The sequence below is a fragment of the Rummeliibacillus stabekisii genome (assembly GCF_007988965.1).
GTDB lineage: Bacteria > Bacillota > Bacilli > Bacillales_A > Planococcaceae > Rummeliibacillus > Rummeliibacillus stabekisii.
On the sequence record NZ_BJVD01000001.1, the window covers coordinates 1,138,926 to 1,155,297 of the forward strand.

15 protein-coding genes are annotated in these 16,372 nt (G+C 37.9%); 2 read left to right on the forward strand and 13 right to left on the reverse strand.

Features of this window, described 5'->3' with window-relative positions:
* Position 1: 1 nt before the first annotated feature.
* The 7 genes from rbsK to RST01_RS05695 form a co-directional block, all read right to left on the reverse strand.
* Entirely contained in the window at positions 2 to 877 is an 876-nt protein-coding gene (rbsK, locus tag RST01_RS05665) for a ribokinase (RefSeq protein WP_147194927.1), read from the reverse strand.
* An 11-nt stretch (positions 878 to 888) separates the two neighbouring features.
* The gene (locus tag RST01_RS05670; protein WP_147194930.1) at positions 889 to 1,863 is read right to left on the reverse strand and encodes a LacI family DNA-binding transcriptional regulator; all 975 of its coding nucleotides are present in this window, start codon (positions 1,861 to 1,863) and stop codon (positions 889 to 891) included.
* A 225-nt stretch (positions 1,864 to 2,088) separates the two neighbouring features.
* Positions 2,089 to 4,131, reverse strand: a complete 2,043-nt coding sequence (locus tag RST01_RS05675) for a cellulose biosynthesis cyclic di-GMP-binding regulatory protein BcsB (RefSeq protein WP_147194933.1) — start codon at positions 4,129 to 4,131, stop codon at positions 2,089 to 2,091.
* Positions 4,132 to 4,142: 11 nt separating this feature from the next.
* The gene (locus RST01_RS05680) at positions 4,143 to 5,402 is read right to left on the reverse strand and encodes a glycosyltransferase family 2 protein (protein WP_147194936.1); all 1,260 of its coding nucleotides are present in this window, start codon (positions 5,400 to 5,402) and stop codon (positions 4,143 to 4,145) included.
* Positions 5,395 to 6,843, reverse strand: a complete 1,449-nt coding sequence (locus tag RST01_RS05685) for a DUF2334 domain-containing protein (RefSeq protein ID WP_147194939.1) — start codon at positions 6,841 to 6,843, stop codon at positions 5,395 to 5,397. The genes RST01_RS05680 and RST01_RS05685 overlap by 8 nt, the downstream gene beginning before the upstream one ends.
* Positions 6,833 to 7,687, reverse strand: coding sequence for a diguanylate cyclase domain-containing protein (locus RST01_RS05690; protein WP_147194941.1), 855 nt, complete (start codon positions 7,685 to 7,687; stop codon positions 6,833 to 6,835). The genes RST01_RS05685 and RST01_RS05690 overlap by 11 nt, the downstream gene beginning before the upstream one ends.
* Entirely contained in the window at positions 7,671 to 8,735 is a 1,065-nt protein-coding gene (locus RST01_RS05695) for a glycosyl hydrolase family 8 (protein ID WP_244946644.1), read from the reverse strand. Before RST01_RS05695 ends, RST01_RS05690 begins: the two co-directional genes overlap by 17 nt.
* Before the next feature lie 423 nt (positions 8,736 to 9,158).
* Between RST01_RS05695 and RST01_RS05700 the strand changes: the two genes are divergently transcribed.
* Both RST01_RS05700 and RST01_RS05705 read left to right on the forward strand, forming a co-directional pair.
* Complete coding sequence (locus RST01_RS05700; RefSeq protein WP_147194947.1) at positions 9,159 to 10,613, forward strand: MFS transporter; 1,455 nt, start codon at positions 9,159 to 9,161, stop codon at positions 10,611 to 10,613.
* A 273-nt stretch (positions 10,614 to 10,886) separates the two neighbouring features.
* Positions 10,887 to 11,378 carry a TspO/MBR family protein gene (locus RST01_RS05705; RefSeq protein ID WP_147194950.1) on the forward strand — a complete coding sequence of 164 codons (492 nt, stop codon included), beginning with the start codon at positions 10,887 to 10,889 and terminating at the stop codon, positions 11,376 to 11,378.
* Between the two features lie 313 nt (positions 11,379 to 11,691).
* Here the strand turns inward: RST01_RS05705 and RST01_RS05710 are convergent, their stop codons facing one another.
* The 6 genes from RST01_RS05710 to RST01_RS05735 form a co-directional block, all read right to left on the reverse strand.
* Entirely contained in the window at positions 11,692 to 12,690 is a 999-nt protein-coding gene (locus RST01_RS05710) for an HAAS signaling domain-containing protein (protein WP_147194953.1), read from the reverse strand.
* Entirely contained in the window at positions 12,677 to 13,024 is a 348-nt protein-coding gene (locus tag RST01_RS05715) for a PadR family transcriptional regulator (RefSeq protein ID WP_147194956.1), read from the reverse strand. Before RST01_RS05715 ends, RST01_RS05710 begins: the two co-directional genes overlap by 14 nt.
* 337 nt (positions 13,025 to 13,361) lie before the next feature.
* Positions 13,362 to 14,075: a CAP domain-containing protein gene (locus RST01_RS05720; protein WP_184117519.1), complete on the reverse strand. Its 714-nt coding sequence runs from the start codon at positions 14,073 to 14,075 to the stop codon at positions 13,362 to 13,364.
* 135 nt (positions 14,076 to 14,210) lie between these two features.
* Positions 14,211 to 14,666 carry a GNAT family N-acetyltransferase gene (locus RST01_RS05725; protein WP_147194962.1) on the reverse strand — a complete coding sequence of 152 codons (456 nt, stop codon included), beginning with the start codon at positions 14,664 to 14,666 and terminating at the stop codon, positions 14,211 to 14,213.
* Positions 14,667 to 14,817: 151 nt separating this feature from the next.
* Positions 14,818 to 15,492: an N-acetylmannosamine-6-phosphate 2-epimerase gene (locus RST01_RS05730; protein ID WP_147194965.1), complete on the reverse strand. Its 675-nt coding sequence runs from the start codon at positions 15,490 to 15,492 to the stop codon at positions 14,818 to 14,820.
* A gap of 1 nt (position 15,493) precedes the next feature.
* Complete coding sequence (locus RST01_RS05735) at positions 15,494 to 16,369, reverse strand: ROK family protein (RefSeq protein WP_147194967.1); 876 nt, start codon at positions 16,367 to 16,369, stop codon at positions 15,494 to 15,496.
* Between the last annotated feature and the right edge of the window lie 3 nt (positions 16,370 to 16,372).

Consider the following 16,372-nt stretch of genomic DNA (forward strand, 5'->3'; position numbering starts at 1 on the left):
CTCATCCTTTCAAGCGGGCTTCCACCATTTGAAGTGTTGGCATACCACCTTGCGCTCCGAATTTCTCTACAGATAAGGATGCTGCAATGTTCGCAAATCGTACTGCTTCTTTTAACGGCTGTCCTGATGTTATGGCGTATGCAAGTGCACCATTGAATGTATCGCCGGCTCCTGTTGTATCTACCGCTTTTGTTTTAAATCCTTCAATGAATACATGTTCTTTGCCGTTATAATAGCGAGCTCCAGCTGCACCCAAAGTGACGATTAATTGGTTTGGATACTTCTCAAGAGCTTCTTCTATTTCACTATGAAAGATCTCTTCGCACTCTGTTTCATTTGGAGTTAAGTAAGCAATGCTACTCATCCATTCTTCCTTAAAGTTTTTCGCAGGTGCTGGATTTAGTAGAACAGGAATGTCTGCTTCTTTACAAACACGAAGTGCATAATCAACGGTTTCTTGCGGAATCTCCAATTGCATGATGACTAGTTCACTGCGCTCGATTAATTCTCTCGCTTCGTCAATTTCAGCTTCTGTTACAAGTCCATTTGCACCGGGCACAACGATAATCCGGTTGTCATTTTCATATAAAAGGATATTGGCAATGCCCGTTGCTGTTTCTTGAGCAGTGGCCACAAAACGTGTGTAAATGCCTTCTGTTGATAAATTTCCTGTGAGTTCTTGGCCAAATCCGTCTTGTCCTACAGCGCCTACCATATGAATGTCTCCACCAAGTCTCGCTGCTGCGACCGCTTGATTTGCGCCTTTTCCGCCAGGCACTGTTTCAAAACGATTGCCCAGCACGGTTTCTCCTTGTTTAGGAAAAATCGTTGAATCTACTACTAAGTCCATATTGATACTGCCAATGACTGTAATCATTTGACCCCTCCTTATTTTGTCGAGCGCCGAATGACTAACTCTGTCGGCAATTCGATGAGATGATTATCTATAGGTTCTTCTTTAATTTTCTTTAACAATAATTCTGTCGCTACTTTACCAAGATGATAAATATCTTGAGCGACTGTGGTTAGTTCTGGTGTGACAAGCGCTCCAAGGCTAATTCCATCAAACCCTACAATTTGGATATCATCTGGAATTTTTCTACCCAGCGATTGCGCTGCTTTCATAGCCCCAATCGCAGAAGCATCACTTGCTGCGAACACTCCATCAATTGTTGGAAAAGCATTGAGTATGTTGAAAGCTTTTTGTTCAGCTTCTGTAAATTCAAATGGCGATGTGATGGTTTCAACTTGAATATCCTGCGCATTATTGACTACTTCCAGAAAACCCTTCATCCGATCTTCGGCTACTCCGATTCCTTGAGGCCCTCTTATGCAAAGAATATGTTTGCATCCTTGGTCAAGTAAATAGTTGATCGCCATTTTTGCGCCTTCTACATTGTTTGTCGTAACAGTCGGTATGGTAGGATCTAATCGCCTGTCGAGTGCAACTATCGGCAATTTGATATGGCGGTAATATTCCGCTTCCGTATAATTAGTCGTTACAATCAGCCCTGCTGCATAATTTTGCTGCAATGATTGTATATAATGCTTTTCTTTCTCCTGTTGTTCAGAAGAGTTGCAAAGGACAACCGTATAGCCATTCGAAAAAGCTGTTTCCTCTACGGCTTTCGCCAATTCCGGGAAGAAAGGATTAGTAATATCTGGAACAAGCAATCCTATAATATTTGTCTTTTTTGTACTGAGTGAACGTGCCATCTGATTTGGTTTATATCCCAATTCTTGAATCGATTTCTTGAGTACATTTTTTGTTTCCTCGCTTACATAGCCCTTGTCATTTAAATAACGCGAAACGGTCGCAACCGAAACGCCTGCATGTTTCCCCACATCCCTAATTGTTACCATTAATATCTCCTTATTTTACGTGTAACCGGTTACATGTGTAATCGTTTACACATAATATACTTAAAAACTTTAATTATGTCAACATAATAATTAATTTATGTCATACTAAATCCGAATTTCCCTCATAAATCTTGATTAGTATGTCACTTTAACAGTATTCAAAGAATGGTTGATCCTTAATTCTCCCAAAAAAACCCTTTTCTTATAGAAAAGGGTTTAAATCGTTTATTTTTCATTGTTGGTCGTATTCTTTTTCTTTCTCCGTATGGCCATGTAAAGAATAAGAGCAATAGCCGCGATGAGAATAACAAAACCTACTATATAAGGTACAGCTTGTTTCTTTGTATCGTTTTTGGAGACATTATTTGTTTCAGTAACTTTTTTAGTAGAAACAATAAAGCGACCGTCTTTTGTTTCAACTGCTGCTGATTTGTTAGCGTTTGAGTTTTTCAACTGACGATAAAAATCATCATCCTGGAGAGATTGCTCGCGGTTTCCAAGCACGAGCAACGGTTCGCTAGACTGCCAGAAATTTTGTGTGATGTAAGCAGTTAATGCGACTGCCTGCGGCAAGAAGCCTTCTTCCATCATTTTTTCTTCATCTGATAATGGGAGTTGGTCTCTTTTATCTTTTAATAAATTAAAATCGTTCGCTTCCCCTGTAAAGATTAGCGCATATTTTTGCAGTTCGGCCTGCGAAACCTCTTTTTCTGTTTTTAATTTAATAGGCGGAAGCTCACCGTTAATAAATAATGTTTTGTATAGAGCGAGCATTTGACTATCGCTCACTTGCTTTTGATTAGGCATGATGATCAGTGTTTGATGATCAAAAGCATTGGGATAATCACGCAATGAAAATACCGTATTGTTTGCTTTTTCAGCAAGATTCAACGTGCTGTCTCCATCAATATACAACTCAAAACGTTCACCTGTATGCTCACATGGATCTTCTAATTGGAATCCAGTGACCTCGAATCTCAAATCAACGAGCGAATGCTTGTTTAATAAATTCGTTTGAATGGGTACATTCGCTTCATATATACCTGATTGTGTTTTCTTTAGTTTGCTAAGATCAATGGAATGAGGAACATCATTGACATAAAGGATTAGCTCTGTTTTTCGGCCATTCGCTTCATCTTTTACAGGCATGGTTGCTGATTTTTTCAAATACAAATGAAGGTTTGCTTGATTGTCTTCTTCCATGCGAGGCAGTGATACATAATAATCTTTTGATGTGGTGTTACCGCCAGATAAGGTTTCACTCTTAAAGCCTAATTCGTTGAGTTTTATATGAGTGCCGTCCTTCTTCTTTGACTGCGGCAATTGGTCTACCGTCATCTGTTGCCCCGACAGTTGCTTTGTTAAATCTTCTTTTAATAAAAGATCAATTCTTTGTTCAATGGTACTGCTGTTGTCTGCAGTTACAAAAAGTACAGGAACCTCATTCTTGTTGCCTTGATTGTGCAATATTCCGCTTTTGAGGGAGATTCCATCTTTGTAGCTGACATTTGCCTTAGACATAATGCGTTGTATTTCCGTTGTTTTAAACTCATCTTTAGCTCCGACAAAAATCACTGGTCCTTTTACTGTGCGAAGATGAGTTTCTCGTGATACTGTAGCCTCGCTGTCCTCCTCTTCTGATAAAAATGCCGCTAGCTGATAAGCGCTATTTAAAGTAGCTGTTGATGGATTGTCTGGTAATACTATCTGGGTGTTCCCTGTTTTAAAAGTAGATGGATAATCGCTTAATGCTATTTCTTTTTTTTCTTTTGCAAACGAAGAGATGGATGAAAGTACATCAATCTTAAGCCAGTTACCTTGATCTCCCGGCGCAACACATACGCCTTCTTTTACCACTCCATAAAAACTCGCTGTTAACGTATGATCTCCTTTTGTTAAAGCTCTTTTTGGTAAATCAATCGTCACGCTATTGTTTGTTTTCTTGCCTGCAAGAGAAATTGACTTAACGGGCAGTCCATCCACTTTCACTGTAAACGATGAAGGGGATTTCAGTAATTCCGAATGCTCCAAGTGAAAAGTAGCACTATGCTTTTTATTTCTTTCACTTTCTTCTAGTGAATAATAAAAGTCAGTGGAAGATGATGGCCCCTGCAATTCGATTACTTTATTGGTAAGCGGTTTTTCTTCGTTACTTGTGCCTTCTATTGTAATAGGGTGCTTCACCGTAATGTTCGTTGCTGCCTTTCCAGGCAAAGAAAATAGAAACAGGCTGAAGAACAACGCTGCAAGATATATAAAGTTTCTCATGTTTCTCCTCCTTACTTTGGCTTCTTCGCAAAGCGCTCTGTTTTATACCATTTGACTTCTTGGCCTGTAATCAAACGCTTGATTTCTAAAGATAAAGAACGAACCACTAACACAATCCACATCTGTGAATATGTAAAATACATGGCGATCACATATATGAAATTCTTCCAATTCATCTCTGTTTTTTCAATACTTAATGTGACCATCACTTCTCCTAGGAAGAGTAAAAATGCAAGTCCCCAGAGAATTAAAGAGATATTGCCAATGCTAAGACCGATATCATAGAACAAATTGATGATAAATAAAGCATTCGACAGAATTACTCCAAAGAAAAATAGGAAATAAGTGAAAAAGAAATAAAACAAATCAAAGATAATACTCTTTCTCTTCAGTGTTAAAAATTGGCGAAGAAACTTTAGCACAACATATTGATTGCCACGCGCCCACCGTGTTCTCTGTTTCCACCATACACTCAAGGTTTCCGGTTCTTGTTCCCATGTAATAGCTTTTGGGAAAAAGCGGATATGGTAGCCAAGATTATAAACACGAATGGTCAGCTCTGTATCCTCTGCTAATGCCTTCACATCCCAACCGCCAAGCCTCTCTAAAATACTGCGGCGAATAGCAAAGTTAGTACCAGGGATGGTGGCAACACGGAACCATTTCCAACGTCCGCCTTGTGCCATCCACTGAAAACAAATCGTTTCAATATTGATAAAACGAGTCAGCCAGGTTTCTTCCGCATTGATGACACGGAATTTGCCGACAGTTGCTGCGGCTTTGGGGTCATTTTGAAGTCCCATCACCAAGTACCAAACCGCCATTCGCTCCGGCGTATTGTCTGCATCATATACGATAACAATCTCGCTGGACGAGTCAGCAAGCGCAGAATTTAATGCAGAGGATTTGCCTTTTCCCTTATTCGGTTCCACTGTTTCAAGGACGCGGATAAATGGGTATTTTTCCGCAAACCTACTTGCAATCAAGCCCGTATCATCGGACGAATTATCGTTAATAACAATGACTTCAAGCTTATCCTTGGGATAATACAACCGAGACATCGCTCGTAAAGTCTGTTCGATAACGAGTTCTTCATTATGGGCTGGTATAAAGACACTAACAGTTGGCAGCTCCTCCATATTTCTGGACCATTCAGGAATGGGCTTTTCAAAACTGCGGAAATGGAGATAGCCCCCTTCCATTAGAAACATATGATATAACAGCATTACCCATATAAGAAATAGTGCTATATAAAATAAAAGATCAGCCATGCTCATTCCTCTCCTCAAACAATCGCTTGCGCAATGTTATACGCAAACGAAGCGTATTTATGAAAAAAATCCCTACAAAAACTGTCACAACCACTAGAATGGCCCACAAAATAACTTCAAAAGGCCTTTCCTGGAAATACATTTGTAGTCGATCCTTTATAGTAAATGACTTCTTCACGTGCAGGGCTCCGCTTTTTTCTTGTTTGATATCTACTTTCTTTGTCTTGACTTGAAGCTGACTCTTCCGAAAATCAATCCATTCAATTGGCATTTGGGTATCTTCCAATGTGCTGATGATTTTTTCCATCAAGGGAGCTCCTAGATAGACTGGATAAGGCATGCCTATCGCTGAACCTGGCACATTTCTTAATCGAGCAAGCGATACCTGAAACTGATTAATGGACGTCTCCGTTGATTCTTGTATCTGGTTTACATTTATCGGATATATTATATGACCATCCTGTTTTGCCATATAAAAGTGGTGGCTATGTTCATGCAGGGCAGCCGTAAAGCCTTTAATTGGATTGCTGATGATTGTAGGATAGAGCTTATTTAAAACCATATATTCCAAACTATTATCTACTTCATTGCCAGAAGGAGATAGAATAAGCGATGCCCCTCTTTGTTGAAGAGAACGCAGGTACTTAACCAGCTTTTTGTTATCCTGAATATAATAGGATGAGCCATCTTTCTCTTTGTAAATCGGCGTAATTGCTAGATGAAGTGGAATGTGACGAGAAGAAAGCTCGTTGATTGTTTCTTTTAGCTTTGTTAAATTGGTTTTCATATTTATATTCGTTAGGACGATATAGGCTGGATGTGTATTTTGAAACTGTATGCCCAGCACTTGGCTAAAGAGATGCGGCCAGCTGTAGACAAAGTCTGTTGACGACATCAAATCGCCCATATAAGACCAGTTTGAATGAAGAGAACGCGATACGAATGGCACTTTTTGCGTTAACGTAGAGGCATGTACAAGGACTTTCCATTGTTCTTTCGGGGGTATCATAGCATGCCACCTAATTGGTTCTGTCAACGAATAGTTGCCAATTTTGCGTAGTTTTATATTTTCACGGTCTCTCCACTTTCCAAAGGGTTTTAATTGCGTAGCATTTTCGCCAATAGCAAGTGCCTGCCCTTTGAAATGTTCCATTGCTCTTTTTGCTTTAAGGGGAACTTTCTCCTTATAGGTGCTAATAAACACTAACCTGCGATATTGCTTCAAGTTGTTATCAGTTAATAATTCTACGGGGAATATATCGACAGACACTACAGATTCCAACATCTCCTGCAATGCTACGATGTCTTCATTGACTCGCCCGTCGCTTGTCATATAGACGATTGCAGTGTCCTTTTCTTTGGCAGAAGCATATGTATTTCCTGCATAAATAACACTTCCTAAAAGAACAAGAGTAAACAGCCAAAACTTCTTATAGCTCACTTGTTCTCATCTCCCTTTCCATCTCTCCTAGCAATTCATCAAGGGTACGCTCGCTATTAGGTGTATAGGTAATGTAGCTTGTTTTGTATTGGAGTGTTATCCATTTGCCATTGAGTAGTTGATGATTTTTGAGTATGTCATCCAATTTTTGATAAATAATATCAATCGAAGCGTCTGATGTTTCTGTCAACAGCAAACCGATTTCATTCTGCTGATACCGAAACTTTTTATCAATATGACGGAGCTTGCCTGTAATTCTTAAAGCTAACTGCTTCCAAAGATTATTTGCTTCTTTCATGCCATATAGTTTTTTAAATTGACTATAATTCTCAAGCTTTAAGAGAATGAAGGTAAATGTATGATGATAGCGATCAGCTCTTCGCATTTCTTCATTTAATGTCAAACGCATACGCATCTCATTGTCAAAACCCGTCTCCGGATCCACCGCTACAAAATTCTTGATATCTTGTTGAAGCCTTTTGTTATACTCCTGTTGCGTCACAAGTATTCCTTGTATCTTCCCTGCGGCGAGGACGCCAAGCAAAAGTACAATCCCGTATCCTAAAAATAACTGTAATGGCATACGAGTCGTTGATACAGCTTCACCTGAAAACTCCGTATAAATCAGGGCTGTACCTGTTATAAACAGATAAATTAAACTGCTAATTAATCCTGCTACCAACCCACGCCACAGCGTAAAGAAAAAGATAAGAAGCAATAGGATATATAATAGCAGCCGTGTATTCTCACCATTCAACAAAAAATAAGGGGGCAATTGACTCAGTATAATAAATAAAGCCCCAAAGCCAAATAATTCTCTTAGCCATTTACTTTTTAGTTGCATGCGCCATCTCCCTTTCTGCTAATAATGGGGATAGATTATCAAATGCATGAGTTTCTTTTGTTTTTGCATCATAGTAACCAGATTTTTTATTAATTTTCATTTCATTCATTTTCCCATAAAACTCTTGGGCCAGTTTGAAGTCTCCTGCTTTAAGCATATAGCGTGTAGCAAGTGCGTAAACTGCGGGTGATTCATACTGCACAGAGGGTTTTTCAGTACTTGCTGTATACCTGCCATAAAGTTTATGTTCCCTTCTATATATCTTAATAAGCCATTTTTTGAAAGTTTGGGTATTTTGACCAACAGATGCTTGGTGATATGCGACATAAAGCTGATCAACTAAATGCAAATCATCGTCATATACGTACGTTTGATTATCAATCTGATAGGCCTTTGGATAGGTATCATTTTTTGATAGAGGCGCCTTACTTAAAATCGATAGCTGCTTTTGATATTGTTCCTCTGTAAGAACATCATGTTTTTTCATTTCCTTTAAAGATTGTGGCATTATATAGCTCAGCGTTAATACATTTGCTTTTTTATATGTATCTACATCTACATAATCAACAAAAGTGCCATCCTGCATTCCGTCTTTTACTAGCGATTGGCTGATTGTCTTCCCTAACTTGGTATATGCTGCACTATGCCATTTGTCCCCTGCTTTTAGTAAAATACCTGCAATTCTTTCATCATCAATCAATGCATTGACAGTTGCCTGTTTTTCTCCATCAATTTTCCATGCAAGCAATCCGTTCTTTAAAAAATGGTCTTTAATCACTTTTACTTGTTGATGAAAACGTTCCTGGTCACCTTTTTCATATAAATAAGCTAACCATAAACCGGCAGATTCAGATAAAAAGACATTTTTTTGATCAGTTAAATTCGTGCGCAAAAGCCCATCCTCATTGATTAAATGATTAATCACAAATTTTTCGGTAGATGAAAGAGGCTTTACTTCCTGGGATTGAATACTTTTCTTCATGCAGCTCGTTAATACAAACAAACAACATATGAGCAGCAGACATATACTGATACCTCGGCGATTCAAATGGCTTCCCTCCAATAAAAAATACATATATTAATATACCTTATTAGTGTCGAATTTTGTTGAATTTATATGAAATAAGAACCTATTTCACTCACAAAAAGATTTATCTATTTTTAATATGTTTATAGGCTGATTGAATAGGGAATCAGAACATGGTGGACATTATGGGTTGTTAAATTTAGTTTCTTCTATTATAATAGTATACCTATTCATCATTAGGAAATGCGTTTATCTTTTTTCACATCTAACAACTTCATAGTTTCATCTCTTTTCACTCATTACTTTGCAACAATACAACTGAATATGGTCTCTTAAAAGGTACGGAGATTGTTTTTAAGTTTCCGCTATTTCTTTTAAACATAGGTATCTTTTTGGAGCTTCTCGAAAATAGCAAAAACTAAATAGAGGAGCTGTTTTAGAAATATGGTACAAAAAAATCTTGATATTGAGCCTTCGGATATTAATATCGTAAGCTCAAAGAAAGCAAAGAAAGCTGTATTTGCAACAGGTGTAGGTAATATGATGGAATGGTTTGATTTTGGACTTTACGCATACCTAGCTGTTGTAATCAGTGAATTATTCTTTGCAGGAGTAAGTAACCCCAGTCTTCAACTCGTCTTTACATTCGCCACTTTTGCGGTTGCTTTCTTAATTCGTCCACTCGGCGGCATATTCTTTGGCCGGATCGGGGACAAATATGGACGAAAGATCGTCTTAAGTACGACCATTATTATGATGGCAATCTCTACCCTCTTAATCGGTATTTTACCCACTTATGAACAAATCGGTGTTTGGGCACCTATTTTACTGCTTGTAGCACGCATGATTCAAGGCTTTTCAACAGGCGGCGAATACTCAGGCGCAATGGTCTATATTGCAGAATCTTCTCCTGATAAAAAACGTGGGACTCTTGGCAGCGGCCTGGAAATTGGTACGCTCGTTGGCTATATTTTTGCCTCTGGGGTTGTCACACTACTTACCTTTATGCTGTCGCATGAACAAATGCTATCATGGGGATGGCGTTTACCGTTCATTATTGCAGCGCCAATTGGTTTAGTCGGCCTATATTTGCGCCGTCATTTAGATGAATCTCCTGTATTTGAAGAAATGGAAGAAGCACGTGAAAGCGAAGAACACATTCCATTTAGAGATATCATTAAGTACTATAAAAAAGATTTACTACTAAGTATTGTGATTGTGGCTTTCTTTAACATTACAAACTATATGATACTGTCGTACATTCCTTCTTATATGACAGAGGTATTGCATATTCACAATACAGTAAGCTTAGTCATTTTGTTAGTTGTGATGATGATTATGATTCCACTTGCACTCTTCTTTGGTCGCTGGAGTGATAAGATTGGTAATAAACGTATTGTTCAAATTGGTTTACTTGGAACGCTTATTTTAGCTGTCCCTGCATTTTCAATGATGGGTTATGGCCATATCGGCTGGATTTTCGCCGGCGTCTTTTTGCTGGGCTTCTTCCTAAGCTGTTATGAAGGTACTATGCCGTCGCTATTACCAACACTTTTCTTCTCAGATGTCAGATACCGTGCACTTGCCGTATCGTTTAACATCTCTGTTTCAATTTTTGGTGGTACTACACCACTTGTAGCATCTTATCTTGTACATGCTACAAAAAATCCGTTGTCACCTGCCATCTATCTAATGGTGATTAGTATTATTGGCTTCGTAATCTTTACATGGCTATTCCGCGATACATCTGGACGTCCACTAAAAGGCTCATTCCCAGCTGTGGATTCACGTAAAGAGTTTAAAGAAGTCCTAGATCAAGACCCAGATGATGTCCTTTGGTGGCAATCTGAAACTATGGAAGCAAAAGAAGCAGAACTTCAGGCAAAAATGGCTGACTAATGTGTTTATGTTGTTAGATGTAGCAACCCCCTCGAATTTAATCGAGGGGGTTTTTATTATTATGATTAGTTTCTCTAGAAGACGTAATCTGTAAAGTTTCGGGAGTAAATTTTAGATTAGCGTTAGTAAATCATCGAAGTGCGGTAGTATTTTTCCTCGGGACAGGGGTAAATTGCTTTTAAACGGCAGTAAAAATTTATCCGTTAAGATTCATCAGGTATTGTTTGGATTGCTGCTACAAGGGAAAGATGATAGTCAGGAGGTGTATTTTCTATGGAACTATTGAAAGTTAATGGAAAGATGGATACAAAGAGCTTGGCTAAGCATGTCCTCGTCCCTATTATTGGAGGTTCCGTTACTGGGTGGCTTGCCAATCGACATGCTCAAGAGAAATATAAGAAGCTGAAAAAGCCTTCGTTTTCTCCGCCTTCCGCTATTTTCCCCATTGCCTGGACTACATTATACGGATTAATGGGACTCGCAAAATATAGAGTATCCAAACAGCAAGAAGGTAAAAGAAAAAAGGAAATTTCCATCTATGAACTACAGCTTGGTCTTAATTTCTTATGGTCATTTTTGTTCTTCCGTTGGGAGCTTCGTGGCACGGCATTAGTGGAAATGACCGTATTGCTAGGCGCGATTGCACTCACTGCCTATGACTTCTTCCAAGTTGATCGAACAGCAGGCACGTTGATGATTCCTTATATCGGATGGGTTATCTTCGCGCTCAGTCTAAATTATGCTACATGGAAATTGAACGAATAAAAAATATTTTACATTGTAATATTAAAAACAAGGTAGTGCATTAATACTACTTAAAATTAGCTAATAATATAAAAATGTACATTACTATAATCAATTTAGTAGTGTACGTTTTTTATATTGCTTACATGTCTCCTAAACGTTATTTTGCTAATAGCTGTGGTGCAATATATACTAGAGAATCAAAGAAAAGGGATGCTAATCATTTTAAGCAGTTTAAATAGTAATTCAAAAAAATAGCCTTGTTAAATTAGTTTTAACAAGGCTAGCTTAACTTTCTTCTTTAACCAACGTTCCCAAAATTGCTTTCACACGATTAACGAATTCTAGCCTTGCGATATCCATCATATACATTGATTGCAGCACCTACTATAAAGAAGAAAATGCCGCCCCCAATAATCCATGATTTCAATTGGTTAGCCGTTATCTCGAATAAATCAGTCATATACATAATAAAATTCTGTGTAATTAAATCTGGATTTATTAAAATCACAATGAAAACAATGGTGGAAATCAACTGGAATGCCGCATTAAAAATAGCCATTCCTTTAGTCCATTTACTTTTAATTAATTTATAAATAGCCAATGCGATTTCCAAACAAATTACAATTAGAACGATAAACCAATACTGGAGCAAGACCTCTTGATTAGCGACTGGAGTGATGAATTCAAATCTATTTCCCTCTCCTCTATAAATACCAACAAGATGGTCTGCATAAAAATAAATGGTTGCCCAAATGGCCGTCCACATTAAACTACCAAATACCTCAAGCTTTGTAATGGTTTTTTTCTTAGGAATATAAGCGACATTTTTCAAATCAGCAGGTGACCATTTTTTAAGGTTTGTAGTTAAGGGTTGTTCATCTTTTCCGTTATCTACCCTTTCTATAATAGCGAAAACAAGTGTTAGCCAAAAGAATACTTGAATCCCAACTTCCAGAGTTTTCAATATACCATATGCAATCACATCAAATATTACATTTAATATCGCTTCTTCTCCATCATATCCAATAAAATATTCTGCAATCATGGAGATCAGCGAAATAACAACGGCAATCGGCAATATCATTTTTAGCAGCGACACATACACATCAAAATAGCGTGGGCCTATAAGATGCATCGGTCGATCCCGATAACCAACAGCTAACGTGACAGGACTTCCTAATTTTTCAAGAACAGTCTTTACTTCTTCCTCGCTGTAATCGTTGGGCAGCATATCCTCTATGGTTGACCGTAACTCAAGTGCAATATCCCCACGACTCTTTTCAGGCAGCCTTCGAGTAACTTCCTGAATATAAACTTCAATTAAATTCATCAACTTCCCCTCCCTTTAATAAGCTATAAAGTTCCTTAGAATTTTCTATCCATTCCTTCTTTAACTGCAAAAATATCTCAAAACCATATTCACTTAAAACATAGTACTTACGGGGTCTACTCTCAGATGTATCCCAACTACTTGTCACCAACTCCTGTTTTTCTAATCGGCGCAGTAAAGGATATAAGGTACTTTGCTCAATGGAAATACCTGCTCCTTCCAATAACTGAACTAGTGAATAACCGTACTGGGGGGTTCGTAATTGGCTTAAAACGGCTAATGTTAACGTCCCTCTCCTAAGTTCTGTCGATAATGAATTCAATAAATTACCCATTCACCCACCTCATTTTGCTTTACTAGATGTGATACAGTATTTGATTTATACTATGCATCGTACACTATTGTTGATACCAAAACAATTTAAATTAAATAATTTTTCTGAAATTTAAAGATAGTGTAATAAAAAAACCACCAATTAGATTTAATCTAAAAGGTGGTTCCCAATTTAATTTGTTTCTTCTTCTAATATAACCGCAAACAACCGGTTTTATTTGGCAGGCTTATTCAATTAATCATTCTGGGGAATATAAGTTATAGCCTTCAAAACAAATAAAAGCTGCACTAATAGAAAAATTAGTTCAGCTTTAAAATGAGATATCCTTTTACTTTTGTTATTTTGTTAGGAAATGTTGCGTCCAATAGAAACGTTTGTTGCTCTTATCGTAATAAACGCCAACACCCATTTCCTTAAAGTTTTTGTTTAAAATATTTTCGCGGTGCCCTTTTGAATTCATCCATGCAATCATTACTTCTTTCGTGGATGGATAACCATAGGCAATGTTTTCGCCCATTCCCGTAATGTTTATGCCAATATGGCTAGTAATTAGGTTAGACCATGTTTTATACTTTCCGCCATCGTGGCCGAAATAATTTTTTTGTGCCATTTCTTTACTCTTGTAATAAGCTGTATAGTTCATCACTTTATTTTCTTTAAGAGGTTTTAAGCCTGCTTTTTTTCGTTCTTTATTAACAAGCGTGATAATCTTTGATTCTCTTTCACTGCTGCTCTTTCTTTTTAAATCCTTAAAGTCAGCTAGTTTTACATAGCCCTTTAAGCCTTTTTCGCTAAAGTAAGCCCAAGATTTATTTTTTGTAATCTTCAGCTTTACGCGTACTTTCTTGTCAATATATCCAACAGCCGTATTTTTTGTGCTTGCACCCTTACGTACATAGGTTTTCTTCGTACTCAGCATGTAAGTTTGCGTTGTCTTTGTAGCCGCAGATGCTGTTTTAGGACCTGCATCTAAAACGCTTGGGGTTGCTGGGACAACAGCAAGGGTAGCTGCTAACACAATCGATAAACCTGTAACTAACCATTTTTTCATTTTATTTCCTCCCTTTGAAATAAAAATGCACATTGTCTAACATATGTATACACATGCTAAGATAACACCTTATACCCTTTTTTGCACTACATAAACAAAAAAATCCAACTTTATTCGTTGGATTTTTTTAAAAATTTAGTTCGAAATATCCTTAACCATTACTTTCTCTCCTTTGGTATCTAGTTCACCGGTGAAGAAGAACCCATATTGCTGATACAAATGGATAGCATGCTTGTTGTTATCATATACGCTTAAATAGATTTTCCTACACTGATACTTCGCAATCAAATGCTGGATTAATTGCTCAAGAAAAAGACGACCATAACCCTTTCCTTGGTAATGCGAATCAATCAAAAACCGATCTAGCCACACTCGTTGCCCCTCTTTTTCATCCTGAAAGGAACCATACATGGCGAACCCTACAGGAATGTCGTCTACATACAAACCAACGGGGACAAAATTGGCATTCTCACCGGCCTCCTCTAAGCATTCTTGTGTTGTTTCAATAAACCCTTCTTGCGCTTTAGCTACATGCAGTGCTAAAATTTCATCTTTGTTGGAGATGGTAATGTTACGAATACTCGCAACCATAATTTCAAAACCCTTCTTATCAAATTTAAAACTTCATTTTAATTATATAAAATTATGTGTGATTCACCCAAATATTATGTATATATAAACTCACCAGATTGATATATATAATAAAAGCCTTTAACCTTGGTGAGATTAAAGACTTTACAGATTAAAATTTTTCCACAAAGCGCTGAGTGATTTCTTTTGGCCGTGTGATTGCTCCTCCAACTACACATGCGTGTGCACCTATCTCCATGCATCGCTGATACATTTCAGGGGTCAGAATATTGCCTTCTGCAATAACTGGTATCTTAATTTGACTGAGAACGTTCTTAAGAAATTCAAAGTCATTATCATATAATTTCTTCCCTTTTGTTTTTTCTGTATAGCCATGCAATGTAGTAGAGATACAAGTAAAACCCAATCTCTCTGCTTCGATTGCCTCTTCAAGTGTTGCAATATCTGCCATCAGCTGGCATTCAGGAGCCTTCTCTTTCACATACGCAACCAATTCACTTAAATGAATGCCACCAGGGCGTTTTCTGCTTGTCGCATCCAGCGCAATCATGTCACATTGGCTTTCTAGCAATTCATCTATTTCTTTCGTAGTGGCTGTAATATAGATATCACTATCCCTATAATCGCGCTTCACAATACCTACAATAGGCAAATCCACTTCTTCTTTAATCGCTATAATATCTTCCTTTGAGTTTGCACGTATCCCTTTTGCGCCCCCCTGCCAGGCAGCTAACGCCATTTTTGACATGATAAAAGAACTGTGTAATGGTTCATTCGGTAAAGCTTGGCATGAAACAATCAGACCGTCTTTGACTTGTTGGATCATTCTACTTTTCCTCCTTAAAAAATGGGTATACAGCGCCGAACAAGGCTGCATCATTATAAAGTTGCGCCACTTTAATTTCCGTCTTTAAAAAATGAGATGGCAAGAACTCCTCCACCTGTTCTTCAATGAGATGCATTAAAAAGTCTCCTTGTTGAGAAATGCCTCCACCAATTATTATGCAGTTCGGATCAACCAACAGGATAATTTCAGAAAGTCCTCTCGCAACTTCCTTACACCAATCTCTAATCATATCGGTGCAGCTCACATCACCTAGTTTCGCTTTGTCGAAAGCATCTTGCACTGTAAAATCAGCGCCTAATTCTTTTACAACCTTCCTTGATAAAGCAGAGGTGGAAGCCCTCATTTCATAGTTTGTTTTAGAAGCAGGGTCATATAATAAATAGCCCACCGAGTGAGCTTGCAAATGGTAGCCATCTACAATTCCCTCATCATAATAGGCCCCACCTATTCCCGTACCTAGTGTAATGCAATAGACTTGATCGTGATGTTGAGCCGCACCTTTCCATATTTCGCCCAATAATGCAGCATTCACATCATTCTCAACATGAACAGGCACATCAAACTTTTCAACTATATGTTTTTTAAAAGAAGTGCCTTTATAATTTTTAATTGTAGGTCCGGCGTATACAATTTCGCCTTTCTGCCTATCAACAATTCCGGCTGTGCTTATACCGATCCCATTTATCGAGCTTACGCTTAAAAATTTTTCTATTATCTCGTCTACTTGTTGTAAAATGGCAGACTCCATATTTCTCTTTGTAGCTACTTTTCCCTTATCAATAAGATGTAGCTGCTCATCAACCAATGCGTATTTAATATAGGTGCCGCCGATATCTATTGTTAAATATTTAGCCATGGT

Coding starts and splice junctions, on each gene's coding strand:
- RST01_RS05730 (WP_147194965.1), bottom strand. CDS start 15,492: ATGATCCAACAAGTCAAAGACGGTCTGATTGTTTCATGCCAAGCTTTA.
- RST01_RS05700 (WP_147194947.1), top strand. CDS start 9,159: ATGGTACAAAAAAATCTTGATATTGAGCCTTCGGATATTAATATCGTA.
- RST01_RS05710 (WP_147194953.1), bottom strand. CDS start 12,690: ATGAATTTAATTGAAGTTTATATTCAGGAAGTTACTCGAAGGCTGCCT.
- RST01_RS05720 (WP_184117519.1), bottom strand. CDS start 14,075: ATGAAAAAATGGTTAGTTACAGGTTTATCGATTGTGTTAGCAGCTACC.
- rbsK (WP_147194927.1), bottom strand. CDS start 877: ATGATTACAGTCATTGGCAGTATCAATATGGACTTAGTAGTAGATTCA.
- RST01_RS05675 (WP_147194933.1), bottom strand. CDS start 4,131: ATGAGAAACTTTATATATCTTGCAGCGTTGTTCTTCAGCCTGTTTCTA.
- RST01_RS05715 (WP_147194956.1), bottom strand. CDS start 13,024: ATGGGTAATTTATTGAATTCATTATCGACAGAACTTAGGAGAGGGACG.
- RST01_RS05705 (WP_147194950.1), top strand. CDS start 10,887: ATGGAACTATTGAAAGTTAATGGAAAGATGGATACAAAGAGCTTGGCT.
- RST01_RS05670 (WP_147194930.1), bottom strand. CDS start 1,863: ATGGTAACAATTAGGGATGTGGGGAAACATGCAGGCGTTTCGGTTGCG.
- RST01_RS05735 (WP_147194967.1), bottom strand. CDS start 16,369: ATGGCTAAATATTTAACAATAGATATCGGCGGCACCTATATTAAATAC.
- RST01_RS05690 (WP_147194941.1), bottom strand. CDS start 7,687: ATGCAACTAAAAAGTAAATGGCTAAGAGAATTATTTGGCTTTGGGGCT.
- RST01_RS05680 (WP_147194936.1), bottom strand. CDS start 5,402: ATGGCTGATCTTTTATTTTATATAGCACTATTTCTTATATGGGTAATG.
- RST01_RS05725 (WP_147194962.1), bottom strand. CDS start 14,666: ATGGTTGCGAGTATTCGTAACATTACCATCTCCAACAAAGATGAAATT.